Raw genomic sequence first — 17,799 nt, 5'->3', positions numbered from 1 at the left:
AGTCGGTTTTCCTTACGTTTCGCTTTTACTGGCCGAGCGGTTGTCTCCGCCGGTCTTTGGATTGGTCGGAAAGGCGCCCCTCCTGAAAGGGCCGGGAAAGACAATCAGGGCCGGAGGTATCCCCGACCCTGCCCGTATCCCGACGTTGACCGCCTTTTGTGTGACAGCGGGCTCTATACGCGCATCCGGCCCGCGAAACAAGAGCGTCGCGCATATCTCGGACGATGCCACCGGCGGGCGTGTTACCATGGGTAAGCCGACCGGAACCTAGCAGTAGCGTTCCGGGCCCTGCCACTGGGCGGCGTTGTAGCGATCGCCGTGGCACCAGCCGACCGGCAGCACCGCCTCGATCCGGGCGAGGTCCTCGGGCGAGAGCGTCAGGCGGGCGCCGCGCAGCAATTCCTCGAAATGCGCCACCGAGCGCGTGCCGGGGATGGCGATCACATGCTCTCCGCGGGACAGCACCCAGGCGATGGCGACCGATGCCGCTGGCTGGCCCATCTCTGCTGCAAGCGCACGGAAGGGCTCGGTCGCTGTCAGGTTCGCGGCCAGGTTGGGCGCCATGAACCGCGGGTTTCCAGAGAGGAACGGCAATGCCGACACGCGCTCCGCGGTGGGCGGGGTATCGGTCAGCAGGCCGCGACCGACCGGGCAGAAGGCCACCAGCGCGGTGCCCAGCTCGGCGCAGGCCTGGACGAGACCAAGGTCCGGCGCCCGCGTGGAGAGCGAGTATTCCGATTGCACCGCGGCCACCGGATGCACCGCTGCCGCCCGCCGGAGCGAGCTGGGGGCAATCTCGGAGAAGCCGAAGGCGCGGGTCTTGCCGGCCTTGACCAGCCCGGCGAGCGTCTCGGTCACCTCCTCGATCGGAGTCTCGGGGTCCCGACGGTGGACGTAGAACAGATCGACGTGATCGGTGCCGAGCCGGGCCAGGCTGGCGTCCAGCTCCGCGGCGAGGTAGCCGGCCGAATTGTCGAAGCGGTTCGCACCGGCGCCGAGCGGGCCGCTGCGCAGGATGCCGGCCTTGGTCGCGATGTGGAAATACTCGCGCGCGGCGGCGCCCCGAGCCTTCAGGAAACTGCCGATGGCGGCTTCCGACGCGCCGCCGCCATAGACATTCGCCGTATCGATATGGGTGACACCCTGCGCCATCGCGGCGTCGAGAATGGCGTGGGAGGCGGCCTCGTCGGTCGGCCCGTAGAAATCCGAGAAGGACATGGCGCCGACCCCGAGCGCGGACACCTGCGGCCCGTCCGGGCCCATCCTGCGAAGCTGCATTCTCGTCTCCTGTCTGGTATGTCGCCCGCGCCGGGTCAGGACACCGCGCTCTGGCCGGTCCTTCGAAGCGCGTCGCCGACCACGGCAAGCGCCGTTTCGACGGCGGTTTCGATGCTCATGGTGCTGGTATCCATCCGCACGGCATCCGGCGCCGCGGTGAGCGGGGCGGTGGCGCGGGCCGCGTCGCGGCGGTCTCGCTCGGCCAGGTCGGCGGCGACCTCGGCGAGCGTCACGCTATGCCCCTTGCCGGACAGCTCCTTGAAACGCCGCTCTGCCCGCACCGCGTCAGAGGCCGTCACGAAGAGTTTCACGTCGGCGTCGGGGCAGATCACGGTGCCGATGTCGCGCCCGTCGAGCACCGCGCCGCCCATGCGGCGGGCGAAGGCGCGCTGGAAATCCACCAGCGCCGCGCGCACCTCGGGCATCGCGGCGACACGGCTCGCGGCCTGCGCCACATCGGGCGCACGCAGGGCGTCGGCATCGGCGACTTCGGCCGCGGTCAGCGCCTCGGCGGCGTCGAGCGGCGCCATGCCCTGAAGCGTCCGCCGACCGACCGCGCGATAGAGCAGCCCGGTGTCGAGATACCGGTAGCCCAGCCGCTCCGCGAGCGCCCGGGCGATGGTGCCCTTGCCGGATGCCGCGGGCCCGTCGATGGCAATGGTCAGACTCATTGCGCCCTCCCTCCTGTCCGGATTCCGTCCAGCGGTCTTAACGCAGGAACCGCTGCGGGTGAAGGCGGCTGTGCCGCCGGTGGCTCAGGCGTTCGGGCGCAAAAGCGTTGCGCCGAGCTCCCGCATCAGGGCCTCGAAGATCGGAAAGGAGGTGGCGATGGGCCCTGCGTCGTCCACGCTCACGGGCTGTTTCGCGGCCATCCCGCAGATCAGGAAAGACATCGCGATCCGGTGGTCGAGCCGCGCCGCCGCCGTTGCCCCGCCGGGCACGCCCCCCGCACCAAGGCCGTGGACGGTGAAACTGTCCTCGGTCTCGTCGACCTCGACACCGCAGGCGCGCAGCCCCACGGCCATCGCGTCGATCCGGTCGCTCTCCTTCACCCGCAACTCGTGGACGCCGGGCATGTAGGTGCTGCCCTCGGCGAAAGAGGCGACGACCGACAGGATCGGGTATTCGTCGATCATCGAGGGCGCGCGCTCGGCCGGAACCTCGATGCCCTTCATGTCGGGCGAGAAGCGGGCCCGCAGATCGGCCACCGGCTCGCCGCCCTCCTCGCGCTCGTTCTCGTAGCTCAGGTCGGCCCCCATCTCGCGCAGCGTGGTGAACAGCCCCGCGCGGGTCGGGTTGAGCCCGATGTTGGGCACCAGCACGTCCGAGCCGGGCACGATCAGCGCGGCGCAGACGGGGAAGGCCGCCGAGGACGGGTCGCGCGGCACCGCGATGGTCTGGGGCTTCAGCTCCGGCCGGCCGGTCAGGGTGATCCGGTAGCCCTCGCCGGTCTGCTCGGTCACCACCTCGGCGCCGAAGCCGCGCAGCATCCGCTCGGTGTGGTCGCGGGTGGCGGAGCGCTCGGTCACCACCGTCTTTCCCGGCGCGTTAAGCCCGGCCAGCAGCACCGCCGACTTGACCTGCGCGGAGGCCATCGGCGTCACGTAATCGACCGGGACCGGGTCCGCCGCGCCGACGATCGTCATCGGAAGCTTGCCGCCGTCGCGCCCAACTGCACGCGCCCCGAACAGCGCCAGCGGATCGGTGACACGCCCCATCGGGCGGGAACGCAGGCTGGCATCGCCGGTGAAGGTCGCGGTGATCGGCATGGTGGCCATGGCCCCCATGACCAGCCGCACGCCGGTGCCGGAATTGCCGCAATCGATCACGTCCTCCGGCTCGGCAAAGCCGCCGACGCCGACACCGTGTATCGACCAGTCTCCCTCGCCATGCCGGGTCACCTCGGCGCCGAAGGCGGCCATCGCCTTGGCGGTGTCGAGTACGTCCTGCCCTTCGAGCAGCCCGCTCACCCGCGTCTCGCCCACCGCGAGCGCGCCGAGAATGAGCGAGCGGTGCGAGATGGACTTGTCGCCCGGCACATGCGCGATGCCCTTCAGCGGGCCGCCGGCGCGGGCTGTCATCTTCTGGGCGGGTCCGTGTGACGACATGCGCGGCTTCCTCCTCTGTCGGGCCTTTGTCCGGAAGCCGGTTACCGCAGCGCGCCGCCAGCGTCCAGCGACCGCCGGGGGTTTTGCATCCCGGCCGGGATCGCGCTAGCCAGTGCCAAGATCCGCGTCATGCATCGAGGAGCCCCCCATGACCGATGTTCCCACCCTCCCCCTCAACGACGGCCATTCGATCCCGCAGCTCGGCTTCGGCATCTGGCAGGTGCCGGCCGGCACCGCCACCGGCACCATCCGCAGCGCGCTGGAGGTCGGATACCGGCTGATCGACGGCGCCTATATCTATGGAAACGAGGCCGAACTCGGCGAGGGGCTGCGCAGCTCCGGCGTCCCGCGCGACGAGGTCTTCATCACCACCAAGGTCTGGAACCGCGACCAGGGCCGGGCGGCGGCCCGCGCCTCGGTGGAACGCAGCCTCGCCTCGATCGGGGTGGAGCAGCTCGATCTCGTGCTGATCCACTGGCCGGTGCCGAGCCGCGATCTCTATGTCGAGACGTGGCAGGCGCTGATCGAGATGCGCGACGAGGGGCTTATGCGGTCCATCGGCGTGTCGAACTTCAATGCCGAACATCTGGAGCGCATCATCGCCGAAACCGGCGTCGTGCCCGCGCTGAACCAGATCGAGGTGAACCCGAAACTGCAGCAGCCCGAGCTGCGGGCGGTGAACGCAAAGCACGGCATCGTGACCCAGGCCTGGACACCGCTCGGCAACGCCCGCTCCTTCGAGGACGCGCCCATTGCCGAGGCCGCCGCACGCACCGGGAAGAGCCCGGCCCAGGTCGTCCTGCGCTGGCACATCCAGCTCGGCAACGCCGTGATCCCGCGCTCCGAAAAGCCCGCGCGCCAGGCCGAGAACCTCGACGTCTTCGATTTCGAGCTGACCCCGGCCGAGATGGAGGCGATCGCCGGGCTCGACATCGGCCTGCGCTGCGGGCCGGACCCGTCGGTCTTCCGCCTGCTCTGAGCGGCCCGCCTGCGGGTCAGTCCCGCAGGAAGGTCAGGTAATGCGGCACCCGGCCCTCGCGCAGCGCCTTCTGCTCGTAACGGGTGGAGATCCAATCATCCCAGGGCTCGCGCCAGTCGGCCGGGCCCTCCGCCGTCCACCGGAACCCGTGGCGCGGCACCTGCTCCAGCGTCTGGCGCACGTAGTCGGGGATGTCGGTGGCCACCCGCAGCTGGGCGCCGGGCTTCAGCACCCGGGCCAGCGGCGACAGGTGCTCGGGCGTGACGAAACGGCGCCGGTGGTGCCGCTTCTTCGGCCAGGGGTCGGGATAGAGCAGGAAGGCGCGCGAGATCGACGCCTCGGGCAGCACGTCGAACATATCGCGGGCGTCGCCGGGGTGGACGGCGATGTTCTCCGCCCCCGCGGCCCGGATCTTGCCGAGCAGCATCGCAACACCGTTGATAAAGGGCTCGCAGCCAATGATACCCGCCTCGGGATGGGTCACGGCCTGGTGGACCATGTGCTCGCCGCCGCCGAAGCCGATCTCCAGCCAGACCTCGCGCTCACCGAACAGGCCGGCGAGGTCAAGCGGCCGGCGCTCGGGGTTGGACTCCCAGTCGACGGGGCCGGGCGACAACTCCGCCAGGTCTTCCTCGAGATAGGTCTGCTGGCTCGGGCGCAGGGTCTTGCCATGGCGCCGGCCATAGAAATTGCGCCAGGGGGCGGCGGTGGGGCTGTTCTTCGGGGTCATGGGCGCTGCCTTTGTCAAAGGCGGTGGCCGCGGTCAAGCGGCGAGGCGACGTAGCGGAGCGGAGCGCGACCGCCGCGCGCGAAAGCGCGCGGCCCGGCCCAACCGGATGAGCCCCCGGCAGGGGGCGAAGACGGGCGGGAGAACCCCGGTGTCGGCCGTAGCGCATCCTGGAGGGGGCGGCCGGGGGCTGTCTGCCCCCGCGCCTCCCGGACAGGTCCGGAAGGCTCCCCCGAGGATATTTCAGGACAGGCGAAGCCGGCGCCGCCTTCAACTTCAGGCAATCGCTTTCTTCAGGGCATCCACGAGATCGGTGCGTTCCCAGCTGAAACCGCCGTCGGCATCGGGGGCGCGACCAAAATGGCCGTAGGCCGAGGTGCGCTGGTAGATCGGCTTGTTGAGGTCGAGGTGGGTTCGAATGCCCAGCGGCGTCAGGTCCATCACCTGCGCGACCGCACGCTCGATCGCGGTCTCGTCGACGAGGCCGGTGTCGTAGGTATCGACATAGATCGACAGCGGCTTGGCGACGCCGATGGCATAGCTCAGCTGGATGCAGCAACGCCGGGCAAGTCCCGCGGCCACGACGTTCTTGGCGAGGTAGCGCGCCGCGTAGGCGGCCGAGCGGTCGACCTTGGTCGGGTCCTTGCCAGAAAAGGCACCGCCGCCGTGCGGGGCCGCGCCGCCGTAGGTGTCGACGATGATCTTGCGTCCGGTCAGGCCGGCATCGCCGTCCGGGCCGCCGATGACGAAGGTGCCGGTCGGGTTCACCCACCACTCGGTCTTGTCGGAGATCCATTCGGGCGGGAGAATCTCGCGGATGTAGGGCTCCACGATGGCCCGGATGTCGGCCGAGGACTGGCTTTCGTCCGCGTGCTGGGTCGACAGCACGATCGACGTGACCTCGACCGGCTTGCCGCCTTCATAGCGGATCGAGAGCTGCGATTTCGCATCCGGGCGCAGCAGCGGCTCGGCGCCGCTCTTGCGGGCCTCGGCGAGGCGGCGAAGGATCGCGTGGGCGTACTGGATCGGCGCTGGCATCAGCTCGGGCGTCTCGTTGACGGCATAGCCGAACATGATCCCCTGGTCGCCGGCGCCGTCGCGGTCCACGCCCTGGGCGATATGGGCCGATTGCTCGTGCAGGAAGTTGAGCACCCGGCAGGTGTTCCAGTGGAACTGGTCCTGCTCGTAGCCGATGTCCTTGATGCAGTCGCGGGCGATCTGGCCGATGCTGCCCATGAACGTCTTGAGACGTTCCTCGTCCGACAGGCCGACCTCGCCGCCGATCACGACCATGCCGCTGGTGGCAAAGGTCTCGCAGGCGACGCGGGCGTTGGGTTCCTCGGTCAGGAATGCATCGAGAACGGCATCCGAGATCCGGTCGCAGACCTTGTCGGGGTGCCCCTCGGAAACCGATTCCGAGGTAAAGGTATAATTCTGTCGGGACATGGGTGCTCCATTGAGGTTACGCCGCCACGCCAGGAAGCCGTTGTGACGGACTGACGTATTCCTTATGCCCGCCGCGAGTCGCGGTCAACTCATGCCGCGACGCCGCCCGACGGCAGCCGTGACGATGGCCAGAACCAGCAACACCGCGAATACCGGCAGATCCCCGAAGCGCGCATAGGGCGTCGGCGCGAGCGGCGCCGGCAGCGGCAGATCGACGAATCCGGAGGTCTCCAGCGGGAGCCGCGCGATCGTGCGGCCGTAGGGATCGAAGGCGGCCGAGACCCCGGTGTTGGCGGACCGGACCAGCAGCACCCCCTGCTCCACCGCCCGCAGCCGCGCCAGCGCGAGGTGCTGGTAGGGGCCGGAGACACGGCCGAACCAGGCGTCGTTGGTGATCTGGACGATCCAGTCCGCCCGGCCCGGCGCGCGGGCGATGTCGTTTGGAAAGATCGCCTCGTAGCAGATCAGCGGCAGAACCTGCCCCATCGGGCCAAGGTCGAGGATCTGGGGTCCGGGGCCGCTGGCATAACCGCCGATGTTGGCCGCGAGCCCGTAGATCCCCAGCCGCCCGAGCAGGTCGGAGAAGGGCACGTATTCGCCGAAAGGCACCAGGTGGTGCTTGTCGTAGAGCGCCTGCATCTGACCATCCGCCCCCACCACGGCGAGCGAGTTGAACCAGCGGCCCAGCTGGTCCTGCCGTTGAACGCCCATGATCGTCATGGCGCCCGCTGCGGCGGTCGCCGTGCGGTCGAAGGCGGATTGCGCGTTGTGCAGCAGGTAGGGGAGCGCGGTTTCCGGCCAGATCACGACGTCGGGCCGCGGCGCGCCGTCAAGCGGCTCCGCCTCGGTCAGGGCGATCAGGCGCTCGAAGAAGACGGGCACCATCTCCGGAGACCATTTCAGGTGCTGTGCGGCGTTCGGCTGCACCAGCCGAACCGTTGCCGCCGGCTCGCGCAGTTCGGCCGGCCCGGTCGGCACCCGCAGCTTGCCATAGACGCCAGGCAGCGCGACGAGCGCGAGACCGGCCAGCGCTCCGACCAGCGCCCGCCGTGCGCCGAACAGCACCGGCATCGCAGCCGCGACGAGCGTCAGAAGGGTCAGACCGTGGGCGCCTGCGATCGCGGCGAACTGCATCTGCGGCCAGCCGATCCAGATGTGCCCGACGAGCGCCCAGGGAAAGCCGGTGAAGATCACCGAGCGAAGGAACTCCGCCGCGGTCAAAGCGAGAACGGCCCAGGCCGCCCGCCCGCGCTGCCCCGCGCCCAGCCGCGCCGCGAGACCGAAGGCCAGCGCCCAGAACAGCGCCAGCCCCCCTGCCATGAAGAACAGCGCGAAGGGCGCCATCCAGCCGTGGCGCGCGACATCCACGAGGAATGGTTCGACGATCCAGAACAGGGAGGCCGCGAAATACCCGGTGCCGAGCGCCCAGCCACGCCACGCAGCCACCCGCCACCGGGACGGGACGGACAGGAGCCAGAGCGACACGGCGAAGGCGGCGAGCGAGACCCAGGCCCATCCGAGAGGGGCCTGCCCCACGGCCGCCAACGCCCCAAGGCCAAGGCACAGCGCGATCCCCGAGCGGCGGTTCTCCACCGCCCGTGTGATTGCGGCCGCCATCGGAGCCTACTCGGCTGCGGCGGTGGATGTGGTGCTCAATGCCACGCCGGGAAGCCGGACACGCAGGCGCTTGATGCGCCTCGGGTCGGCATCGACGACCTCGAACTGGGCGCCGGACGCGTGCGGGATCACCTCGCCGCGCGCAGGAACCCGGCCGGTCTCCATGAAGACCAGCCCGCCCAGGGTGTCGACCTCTTCCTCGTCCTCCTCCTCGACCAGCTTCATGCCGATCTCGGATTCGAACTCCTCGAGCGGTGCACGGGCGGAGGCGAGGTAGCAGCCGGGCTTTTCCTCGACCCAGTAATCCTCTTCCTCGACGTCGTGCTCGTCCTCGATCTCGCCGATGACCTGCTCGATCAGGTCCTCGATCGTCACCAGCCCGTCGACCCCGCCGTATTCGTCGATGACCAGCGCCATGTGACGCCGGTCCGTCTGCATCTTCTGGAGCAGGACGCCGATCGGCATGGAGGGCGGTGCGAAGATCAGGGGGCGCAGCATCTGGCGCAGGTCGAACCCCTCTTCGCCATTGCCGTTGAACCCGTAGCGCAGCGCGATGTCCTTGAGGTGGACGAGGCCGAGCGGCTTGTCGAGCGTGCCGTCATAGACCGGCAGGCGCGTGTTGCCGCTCTCGCGGAACACCTCGATCAGCTCGCCGAGTGCGATGTCGACCGGGACGGAGGTGATCTCGACTCGCGGGATCGCAACATCCTCGACCCGCATCTGGCGCAGGTTCGCCATGCCGCGACGATGTCCGCCGGAGGCCGTGGCCACGCCCGTGCTCGGGGTCGTGCCGTCCTGTTCGTCAGCGGGGTCGTCCTCCGACCCGCCTTCGGTGAAAAGATCCGCAATCCGGCCAAAAAAGCCACGTTGCGAGGATATGTCTGTCTCCTGCGCGCTTTGCGCTGCGCTAGAAGCCCCGTCGGGTGTATCGCCCATCGTCCCTTTCCAAACATGCCGGTCCCGCCGGCGGGACCCTAATACGGGTCCGGAAAACCAAGGTCAGCAAGTATCTCAACCTCGAGCCGTTCCATCAAGACGGCATCTTCGTCGCAGATGTGATCGTACCCCAGCAAATGCAAGATCCCGTGAACAATCAGGTGCGTCACGTGGGCTTGTAGTGGCTTTTCCGCCGATTCCGCTTCGCGGCAGCAGGTTTCCCAGGCCAGCGCAATATCGCCGAGAAAGGCCGGTTCGCCGGGAAAATCCGCCTCCGGAGCCTCCGGCTGCCCGCCCGGTGTGTCGGGGGACAGGTCCTCCGCCGGCCACGACAGCACGTTTGTCGCCGCTTCCTTGGCCCGGAACTCGGCGTTGAGAACGGCGATTCGCGCGTCGTCGGCCGCCAGCATGGCACATTGGCAATCCTCGGGCAGGCCGAGATGGCGCAAGGTGGCGGCCATGGCGCGTTCGGCGATCGCTTCGAGTCCGATACCCTCCCAGGCCGGCGCCTCGATGACCACGTCGACGGTGTCGCTCATGCGGGGACGCGGCTCATCCGACGGCGGCCTCGGTGTCGTAGGCCTCGATGATCCGCGCGACGAGCGGATGCCGGACGACGTCCTTGGCCGAGAAGTAGTTGAAGGAGATCCCCTCGACCCCACTCAGCAGTCGCTCGGCCTCCACCAGCCCGGACGTGACGCCGCGCGGCAGGTCGACCTGCGTGCGGTCGCCGGTGACGACCATCCGGGAGCCTTCGCCCAGACGGGTGAGGAACATCTTCATCTGCATCGTCGTGGCGTTCTGCGCCTCGTCCAGCACCACGGCGGCGTTCGCGAGCGTGCGGCCGCGCATGAAGGCCAGCGGAGCGACCTCGATCTTCTTCTCTTCCTTGAGCTTGGTCACCTGCTTGGCCGGAAGGAAGTCGTTCAGCGCGTCGTAGAGCGGCTGCATGTAGGGATCGACCTTCTCCTCCTGCGTGCCGGGCAGGAAGCCCAGCCGCTCGCCGGCCTCCACGGCCGGGCGGCAAAGGATGATCCGGTCCACGTGTCCGCCGATGAAGAGGTTCACCGCGACGGCGACGGCGAGGTAGGTCTTGCCCGTGCCCGCCGGCCCGATGCCGAAGGCGAGCTCGTGGGCCATCAGCGAGCGCACATAGGCCTTCTGCGCCTCGGTGCGGGGCTCGACGATCTTCTTGCGGGTCTTGATCTCGACCTTGCCGCCCTGGAACATCTCGAGCTGGTCGCCGGCTCGCGGCGCGGCCTCGTCCTCGAGCGTTCCAAGCCTGATCGCGCCGTCGATGTCGCCCGGCTCCAGCGGCCGGCCGGCCTCCAGACGCTCGTAAAGCTCCTGCAGCACCACCGCACCGCGTGCCCGCGCCTCGCCATCGCCGATCAATGCCAGGTGGTTGCCCCGCCGAATAATCTGCAGGCCAAGCTGGTGTTCGATCTGGGACAGGTTCCTGTCGAACTCACCGCAGAGTTCGACGAGCAGCCGGTTGTCCGGGAACTCCATCGGAGTTTCGAGAATGTCATCGGGAGTTGGCGGGGTGGTCAGGGCACTGATTCCCAAAAATGCGGCTCCGCTGCTCGTGTTTGCGTTGAGTGAATGCTGCCCTCCCACCCGGTCACTTGGCAAGTGAAAGGGTGGAAATTTCACGCGAGTGACACAAAAAGCGCCACACCCGGGCGGCCATTGCGCCAGATATAGAGGTTCCCTACCGCAGATGGCGCAGCCTGCGACGGCATACATACCCGCGATACGCGAGGCGTCAGGCCGCCGCGCGGTTCCTCCGGCCGCATGAAATGGATCGTTTCCAAGAGCACGACTTCACACCACGCCCTGCGCTGATATACTTTTACGACCTGTCTTTCGCATCGAGCTGGTACTGGGTGGGGACCCCGACCGGCGTGTTGTTGTGTAATCTTGCCGAAAGGGAACTGAAACCATGACCGCGACTATCTGCAGGGTGGCGCTTGCTGCCGGCCTGACCCTCGGACTTGCCTCCTCCGCGATGGCCCAGATGAAATCGATTCCGTCGCCGGCCGACGACAATCCCAACCAGATCAACGTGAGCTGCTATCGCGGCCCGCTGAAGACGGTGGCCTGGGATCGTCCGAACGCCGTGTTCATCGAGGACCTCGTGCAGCTTGGCTATTCCTTCCAGGAAGCCCATGCGATCGGCGAGCGCGTCTGCCGGGACGAATACGGCGTCGGCAATGGCGACCACAAGATCGCCACGCTGATGAAGCTCCTCAAGGAAAACCCGCCGCGCTGACCGGATGGTCGGCGCCGGGCAGGTCCCCTGCCCGCCCGCCGGCACCAGCGCGTGTCAGACGAGCGTGCCCGCCAGCGAGTTGGGCGCGCTTTCGGTGATCCTGGCCCGGACCAGCGAACCGGGCGCCAGGTTGGCGACCATGTGTACCGCGTGCAGGTGGTCGGACTTGCCCACCACCTGGCCGGGCAGCCTCCCTGCCTTTTCCACCAGCACACCGACCTCGCGGCCGACCATCGCGTCCTGCGCCGCGCGTTGCTGACGGGTCAGCAGGGCCTGAAGCCGCTGCAGCCGGTCGTCGGCTTCGGCCGGGTCCACCAGCGGGCGCTCGGCCGCGGGCGTGCCGGGACGCGAGGAATACTTGAACGAGAAGCACTGGCCGTAGCCCACCTCCTCGACCAGCGCCATCGTCGCCAGGAAGTCTTCCTCGGTCTCCTCCGGGAAGCCGACGATGAAATCGCCCGACATCAGGATGTCCGGCCGCGCCGCGCGGATGCGCTCGACCAGCCGGATGTAGTCCTCGGCGGTGTGGCCCCGGTTCATGCGCTTCAGGATCCGGTCGGAGCCCGATTGCACGGGCAGGTGCAGGTAGGGCATCAGCTTGTCGCAATCGCCGTGGGCCGCGATCAGGTCGTCGTCCATGTCCCTGGGGTGCGAGGTCGTGAAGCGGATGCGGTCGAGCCCGTCGATCTCGGCCAGCCGCCGGATCAGCCGGGCCAGCCCCCAGGTCTCGCTGCCCTCCTCACCGTGGTAGGCGTTGACGTTCTGGCCCAGCAAGGTGATCTCGCGCACCCCCTGCTCCACCAGCCCCTCGGCCTCGCGCAGGATGCGGGAGACCGGGCGAGAAACTTCGGCGCCACGGGTATAGGGCACCACGCAGAAGGCGCAGAACTTGTCGCAGCCTTCCTGCACCGTCAGGAAGGCCGTCGGTCCGCGCTTCGGCTTCGGCCGCTGAGGCAGGTGGTCGAACTTCATCTCCTCGGGGAAGTCGGTGTCGAGCGCCTTGCCGCCGGCCCGCGCCTGCCTTTCCAGCTCCGGCAGCCGGTGATAGCTCTGCGGTCCCACCACCAGGTCGACCATCGGCTGGCGGCGCAGGATCTCCTCGCCCTCGGCCTGAGCCACGCAGCCGGCGACGCCGATCTTGAGGTCCGGGTTCGCCACCTTCAGCGGCTTGTAGCGACCGAGTTCGGAATAGACCTTCTCCGCCGCCTTCTCGCGGATGTGGCAGGTGTTGAGCAGGATCATGTCGGCGCCCTCGGGGCTGTCGACCTGCTCATAACCCTGCCCGCCCATGGCCTCGGCCATGCGCTCGCTGTCGTAGACGTTCATCTGACAGCCGTAGGTCTTGATGTAGAGCTTCTTCGGCGCCTCGGTCATGGCCTTGCCTCCTGATCGCTGGCGGGCGGCATAGCGCAGCGAGCCCGGCGGCGCAACGCCGCAGGGGCGGTTGCGCGGGCCCCTGCCTTGCTCCTATCTTGCGCGACGACACGGGCAAACGCCCCGCCCGGCAGGAGCAGGAACGGCATGGTACATCCCGATCTCGACAGCCTTCTGGCCGGCGACAGCGACGCCCTCTCCCGCGGGCCGGTGGCGGTGATCCTGGCCGAGGACGCCGTCGAGCTGGACTCGACCATCGAACATCACCTCGGCGCGGGCTTCCGCAGCCTCGTCGTGCTGACCGGCGAGGGCGTGACGCTGCCCGCAGACCTGCCCGACAGCGTGCGCGCGGCGCGGTTCGATCCCCATGCCGAAGACGCGCTGACCGCGAACATGAACCGCCTGATCGCCGCGGCGCCGCCGGGAACCTGGATGTATTACTGTTACAACGGCGAGTACCTGTTCTTCCCGTTCTGCGAACACCGAACGGTGGGCGAAATGCTCAGCTTCCACGCCGAGGAGCGGCGGGACGCAATGCTGACCTTCGTGGTCGACCTCTATGCCGACGATCTCGGCGCCCATCCCAACGCGGTCAGCCGCGCGCGGGCCCATATCGACCGGACGGGCTATTTCGCGCTGGCGCGGGAGGGCGCGAAGGAGCGCCAGCTGGACTTCTACGGCGGGCTGCGCTGGCGCTTCGAGGAACACGTGCCGAAGGCACGGCGCCGGATCGACCGGATCTCCCTTTTCCGCACCAGGCGCGGCCTGCACCTGCGGCCCGACCACACGTTCGACGACGAGGAATACAACACCTACGCCTGCCCCTGGCACCACAACCTGACGGCGGCGGTCTGCTCGTTCCGCGCCGCCAAGGCGCTGAAGCTGAACCCGGGTTCGACCTTTGACATCCCGAGCTTCTGGTGGACCAACTCGGTTCGTTTCGACTGGTCGTCGCGGCAGTTGATGGATCTGGGATTGATGGAGCCGGGCCAGTGGTTCTGACCCGGCTCTCCATGTCCTTTTGCGGCGCTGCAGGCTGAGGTTCCGACACGGGTATTTCAGCCAACGAGACGCCGGGGGCGCGGCCCTGTCACTTGGCCGGCATGTCCGTATGCGCGAGGCCGCCCGAGATCTCCTCGGTGGCTTCATCGCTCAGCGGCTCGGGCAGCACGAGGTTCAGCACGATGGCGATCAGCGCCGCGGGCAGCAGGCCGGAGGTCATCAGGATGCGCAGGGTATCAGGCAGGTGCTGCACGGCGCCGGGTTCCAGCTGCAAGCCCAGGCCGACCGAGAGTGCAATGGCGAAGATCACCATGTTGCGCTTGTTCCAGTCGACATCCGACAGCATCGAGATACCGGCCGCGACGACCATGCCGAACATCACGATCACGCCGCCGCCCAGCACTTCGATCGGCACCGTGCGGATCACCCCGCCGACCTTGGGCACCAGCCCGCAGAGGATCAGGAACAGCGCGCCGATGGTCACCACGTGACGGCTCATGATGCCGGTCATGGCGATCAGGCCGACGTTCTGGCTGAACGACGTATTGGGCAGGCCGCCGAAGATGCCGGCCACGGCGGAGCCGAAGCCGTCGGCGAACGTGGCGCCTGCGATTTCCTTGTCGGTGGCCTCGCGCCCCGCGCCGCCCTTGGTGATACCGGAGACGTCTCCCACCGTCTCGACCGCCGAGACGAAGGCCATCAGGCAGAATCCGACCACCGCGGCGAGGCTGAACTCAAAGCCGTACTTGAATGGCTGCGGCAGGGCGAAGGCGGCCGCGTTGTTCCAGCTCCCGGAGATCGAGGCGAAACTCAGCATGCCGGTCAGCAACGCAAAGAGGTAGCCGGCGAGGATGCCGATCAGCACCGCGGAGACCGAGAGCATGCCCTTGGCGAAGAACTTGAAGCCGAGGGTGACAAACACCACCACCAGCGCCGCGGACCAGCTGTGCAGGCTGCCGTATTCCGGGGTGCCTATCTTGGGCACGCCGCCGGCGGCGTACTGGATGCCAACCTTGACCAGCGCCAGGCCGATCATCGTCACCACGAGGCCGGTCACCAGCGGCGGCAGGGCAAAGCGGATCTTGCCGATCACCGTGCCGAGAGCGGCGTGAAAGAGTCCGCCGATCAGGATGCCGCCGAACAGCGCGCCGAGCCCATCCACGCCCTTTCCCGCAACCAGCGGGATCATGATCGGGATGAAGGCAAAACTGGTGCCCTGCACGATCGGCAGCCGCGCCCCCACCGGCCCGACCCCCAGGGTCTGGAACAAGGTCGCGATGCCGGCAAACAGCATCGACATCTGGATCAGGTAGAGCAGCTCCGGGAAGTCGGGCGAGTTCGAGCCGAAACCGAAGCCCGCCGCGCCGGCGACGATGATCGCGGGCGTGACGTTGGAGACGAACATCGCCAGCACGTGCTGGATGCCCAGCGGCACGGCCTTGTGCAGCGGCGGCGTGTAGTCCGGATCGCGGAGCTGTTCCGGCGTTCCGATGGAATCTGTGTTCATGGTGTCCGTCCCCGTGGTTCTTTGTTTCCGTCAGGGGACAGAATGGCCGGCCCGGAGTCCCGCGATTTGAGGGATCGCGGCCGAACGGCAGCGGATCGGTGAACCGATTCAGGGCACGCGGGCCGCACTTGCACAGATTTTAGGCAGAAGCCTTTCGCTGGCGCATGGCCGCGGCGCCCTCAGCGCTTGCGCAGCCGGATCACCACGTCGACGCTCGCCACCTCCGCGCCCTCGGGGGCTTGCGGCAGGCGCGCGATTTCCAGTTCCTCGGAAGGGGCGTCGGTCAGGCGCTGGCTGTCTTCCCAGTAGAAATGGGGGTGATCCTCGGTGCAGGTGTCGAAGTAGCTCTTTGTTCCGTCCACCGTGATCTCGCGCATCAGCCCGGCATCGCAGAAGGCGCGCAGCGTGTTGTAGACCGTGGCGAGCGACACCTGCTCGCCGGCCTCGCGCGTCGCCTCGAACAGGCTCTCGGCCGTGACATGGCGATTGCGTCCGTCCCCGACCAGCAGCGCGGCCAGCGCGACGCGCTGACGCGTGGGCCTCAACCCGCCCCGGGCGAGCCAGTCCGATCCGCGTGCACGATGCTGGTTGGTCATGTGGTGGTTTCCGGTAACCTGTTCGATCTCGCTCTATATGCCCATTTCCTGTAGGATTTCAAATTAAAACAGGTCGCAACCGCGCATCGGGGCCGCGTCTCCCCGCGCCCTTGCGCCGGTCGGACACGCGGTGCTAGAGAGCGCCAAACAGAGTAAAAGGCGCCGGGAGGGCAGGCTTTATGGCCGAGAGACAGACACGTTTCGAGAAAGAAGATCTTCTGCGGTGCGCCCGCGGAGAGATGTTCGGCCCCGGCAATGCCCAGCTTCCGCTTCCGCCGATGCTGATGGCGGACCGGATCACCGATATCTCGGAAGACGGCGGCGAGTTCGGCAAGGGCCATCTCGAGGCCGAGTTCGACATCACGCCGGACCTCTGGTTCTTCGAATGCCACTTCCCCGGCAACCCGGTGATGCCCGGCTGCCTCGGTCTCGACGGCCTGTGGCAGCTCACCGGGTTCAACCTCGGCTGGCGCGGGATGAAGGGCCAGGGCTTCGCGCTCGGCGCCGGCGAGGTCAAGTTCTCCGGCATGGTGCGCCCCGAGACCAAGCTCGTGAGCTACCGGATCGACTTCACCCGCATCATCGACCGCAAGCTCAAGCTCGGGGTGGCCAATGGCAAGGTCTTTGCCGATGGCGAGGAGATCTATAACGTCACCGGCCTCAAGGTCGGCCTCGCCGAAGCGAAGTCCTGAACCGTCCCGGAATCGAGGAAGGGAGATCCACCATGCGTCGCGTCGTCGTCACCGGTCTTGGCATCGTCTCGCCGATCGGCAACACCGCTGAGGAAGTGACCGCCAGCCTCAAGGCCGGCCGCTCCGGCATTGCCCGCGACGAGGCGATGGTCGAGCACGGCTTCCGCAGCCAGATTTCCGGCCAGTTGAAGATCGACCCGGCCGAGCACATCGACAAGCGCGCCCTGCGCTTCATGGGCCCCGGCGCGGCGTACGCACATATCGCCATGAGCCAGGCGATCGCCGATGCCGGGCTCGAGGAGAGCGACGTGGTCAACACCCGCACCGGCCTGATCGCCGGCTCCGGCGGGCCGTCGACCTCGGCCATGTTCGCTGCGCACCAGACGGTGTTGAAGTCCGGCGGCACCAAGCGCATCGGCCCCTTCGCGGTGCCCAAGTGCATGTCCTCGACGATCTCGGCCAACCTCGCGACGGCCTTCAAGATCAAGGGCATCAACTACTCGATCACCTCGGCCTGCTCGACCTCGCTGCACTGCATCGGCAACGCCGCGGAGCAGATCATCATGGGCAAGCAGGACGTGATGTTCGCCGGCGGCGGCGAAGAGCTCGACTGGACGCTCTCCTGCCTGTTCGACGCGATGGGCGCGATGTCGTCCAAGTACAACGACACCCCGGAGACCGCCTCGCGCGCCTTCGACGCCACCCGCGACGGTTTCGTCATCGGCGGCGGCGGCGGCATGGTGGTTCTGGAGGAGCTGGAGCACGCCAGGGCCCGCGGCGCGACGATCTATGCCGAGGTCACGGGCTTCGCGGCCACCTCCGACGGCCACGACATGGTGGCGCCTTCCGGCGAGGGCGGCGAGCGGGCCATGCGGCTGGCGCTCGACACCATCCCCGAGGGTCGCAAGGTCAGCTACATCAACGCCCACGGCACCTCCACGCCGGTCGGCGACGTCGGCGAGATCGAGGCGGTGCGCCGCGTCTTCGGCGAGGGCAACACGCCCCCCGTCTCCTCGACCAAGTCGATGACCGGCCATGCCCAAGGCGCCGCCGGCGTTCTGGAATCGGTGTTCTGCCTGCTGATGCTGAAGGACGATTTCATCGCGCCCTCCATCAACGTGACCGAACTCGACCCGGCCCTGAAGCCGGATGAGATCGCCACCAAGCTCGTCGAGAACGCAGGACTCGACACGGTGATGACCAACAGCTTCGGCTTTGGCGGCACCAACGGCTCCATGCTCCTCTCCAAATTCGGCGGGTAA

General features: G+C 68.0%; 17 protein-coding genes and 1 riboswitch. Of the genes, 5 read left to right on the top strand and 12 right to left on the bottom strand.

What is annotated here, in order from left to right:
- Positions 1-267: 267 nt before the first annotated feature.
- From CHB86_RS02185 to aroA, 3 genes are all read right to left on the bottom strand, one after another.
- Complete coding sequence (locus CHB86_RS02185; protein ID WP_089230905.1) at positions 268-1,278, bottom strand: aldo/keto reductase; 1,011 nt, start codon at positions 1,276-1,278, stop codon at positions 268-270.
- A gap of 35 nt (positions 1,279-1,313) precedes the next feature.
- A complete protein-coding gene (locus CHB86_RS02180; protein ID WP_089230904.1) occupies positions 1,314-1,949 on the bottom strand; it encodes a (d)CMP kinase in 636 nt (211 codons plus the stop codon).
- Between the two features lie 84 nt (positions 1,950-2,033).
- Positions 2,034-3,386: a 3-phosphoshikimate 1-carboxyvinyltransferase gene (aroA, locus tag CHB86_RS02175; RefSeq protein ID WP_089230903.1), complete on the bottom strand. Its 1,353-nt coding sequence runs from the start codon at positions 3,384-3,386 to the stop codon at positions 2,034-2,036.
- 148 nt (positions 3,387-3,534) lie between these two features.
- Between aroA and CHB86_RS02170 the strand changes: the two genes are divergently transcribed.
- Entirely contained in the window at positions 3,535-4,365 is an 831-nt protein-coding gene (locus CHB86_RS02170) for an aldo/keto reductase (RefSeq protein WP_089230902.1), read from the top strand.
- A gap of 16 nt (positions 4,366-4,381) precedes the next feature.
- On the opposite strand, the gene trmB is transcribed toward CHB86_RS02170, so the two are convergent.
- The 6 genes from trmB to CHB86_RS02140 form a co-directional block, all read right to left on the bottom strand.
- Positions 4,382-5,095, bottom strand: a complete 714-nt coding sequence (gene trmB, locus CHB86_RS02165) for a tRNA (guanine(46)-N(7))-methyltransferase TrmB (RefSeq protein WP_089230901.1) — start codon at positions 5,093-5,095, stop codon at positions 4,382-4,384.
- Between the two features lie 273 nt (positions 5,096-5,368).
- Complete coding sequence (gene metK / locus CHB86_RS02160; RefSeq protein ID WP_089230900.1) at positions 5,369-6,538, bottom strand: methionine adenosyltransferase; 1,170 nt, start codon at positions 6,536-6,538, stop codon at positions 5,369-5,371.
- A 3-nt stretch (positions 6,539-6,541) separates the two neighbouring features.
- A riboswitch (SAM-SAH riboswitch) is annotated at positions 6,542-6,590 on the bottom strand.
- A 32-nt stretch (positions 6,591-6,622) separates the two neighbouring features.
- On the bottom strand, positions 6,623-8,155 hold the full coding sequence (gene lnt, locus CHB86_RS02155) for an apolipoprotein N-acyltransferase (RefSeq protein WP_089230899.1): 1,533 nt from the start codon (positions 8,153-8,155) through the stop codon (positions 6,623-6,625).
- A gap of 6 nt (positions 8,156-8,161) precedes the next feature.
- A complete protein-coding gene (locus CHB86_RS02150; RefSeq protein WP_089230898.1) occupies positions 8,162-9,091 on the bottom strand; it encodes a transporter associated domain-containing protein in 930 nt (309 codons plus the stop codon).
- Between the two features lie 38 nt (positions 9,092-9,129).
- Positions 9,130-9,630: an rRNA maturation RNase YbeY gene (ybeY, locus tag CHB86_RS02145; RefSeq protein WP_089230897.1), complete on the bottom strand. Its 501-nt coding sequence runs from the start codon at positions 9,628-9,630 to the stop codon at positions 9,130-9,132.
- 13 nt (positions 9,631-9,643) lie between these two features.
- Entirely contained in the window at positions 9,644-10,660 is a 1,017-nt protein-coding gene (locus CHB86_RS02140; RefSeq protein ID WP_425445403.1) for a PhoH family protein, read from the bottom strand.
- Positions 10,661-11,036: 376 nt separating this feature from the next.
- Here CHB86_RS02140 and CHB86_RS02135 point away from each other — a divergent pair, with 376 nt between their 5' ends.
- Positions 11,037-11,366, top strand: coding sequence for a hypothetical protein (locus tag CHB86_RS02135; protein ID WP_089230895.1), 330 nt, complete (start codon positions 11,037-11,039; stop codon positions 11,364-11,366).
- Positions 11,367-11,420: 54 nt separating this feature from the next.
- Here the strand turns inward: CHB86_RS02135 and miaB are convergent, their stop codons facing one another.
- Positions 11,421-12,740 (bottom strand): tRNA (N6-isopentenyl adenosine(37)-C2)-methylthiotransferase MiaB, encoded by a 1,320-nt coding sequence (gene miaB / locus CHB86_RS02130; RefSeq protein WP_089230894.1) that lies wholly within the window; start codon positions 12,738-12,740, stop codon positions 11,421-11,423.
- A 147-nt stretch (positions 12,741-12,887) separates the two neighbouring features.
- Here miaB and CHB86_RS02125 point away from each other — a divergent pair, with 147 nt between their 5' ends.
- Positions 12,888-13,742: a glycosyltransferase family protein gene (locus CHB86_RS02125; protein ID WP_089230893.1), complete on the top strand. Its 855-nt coding sequence runs from the start codon at positions 12,888-12,890 to the stop codon at positions 13,740-13,742.
- 88 nt (positions 13,743-13,830) lie between these two features.
- Here the strand turns inward: CHB86_RS02125 and CHB86_RS02120 are convergent, their stop codons facing one another.
- Together CHB86_RS02120 and irrA are read right to left on the bottom strand one after the other, a co-directional pair.
- A complete protein-coding gene (locus CHB86_RS02120; protein ID WP_089230892.1) occupies positions 13,831-15,249 on the bottom strand; it encodes a uracil-xanthine permease family protein in 1,419 nt (472 codons plus the stop codon).
- A gap of 179 nt (positions 15,250-15,428) precedes the next feature.
- Positions 15,429-15,845, bottom strand: a complete 417-nt coding sequence (irrA, locus tag CHB86_RS02115) for an iron response transcriptional regulator IrrA (protein ID WP_089230891.1) — start codon at positions 15,843-15,845, stop codon at positions 15,429-15,431.
- A gap of 179 nt (positions 15,846-16,024) precedes the next feature.
- Between irrA and fabA the strand changes: the two genes are divergently transcribed.
- Both fabA and fabB read left to right on the top strand, forming a co-directional pair.
- Positions 16,025-16,537 carry a bifunctional 3-hydroxydecanoyl-ACP dehydratase/trans-2-decenoyl-ACP isomerase gene (gene fabA, locus CHB86_RS02110; protein ID WP_089230890.1) on the top strand — a complete coding sequence of 171 codons (513 nt, stop codon included), beginning with the start codon at positions 16,025-16,027 and terminating at the stop codon, positions 16,535-16,537.
- Between the two features lie 32 nt (positions 16,538-16,569).
- A complete protein-coding gene (gene fabB / locus CHB86_RS02105; RefSeq protein WP_089230889.1) occupies positions 16,570-17,799 on the top strand; it encodes a beta-ketoacyl-ACP synthase I in 1,230 nt (409 codons plus the stop codon).

Origin of the sequence: Tropicimonas sediminicola (genome assembly GCF_900188335.1) — a bacterium.
Taxonomy (GTDB): domain Bacteria; phylum Pseudomonadota; class Alphaproteobacteria; order Rhodobacterales; family Rhodobacteraceae; genus Tropicimonas; species Tropicimonas sediminicola.
The sequence above is the reverse complement of the archived record's forward strand: the minus strand, read 5'-3'. Positions and strand labels throughout refer to the sequence as shown.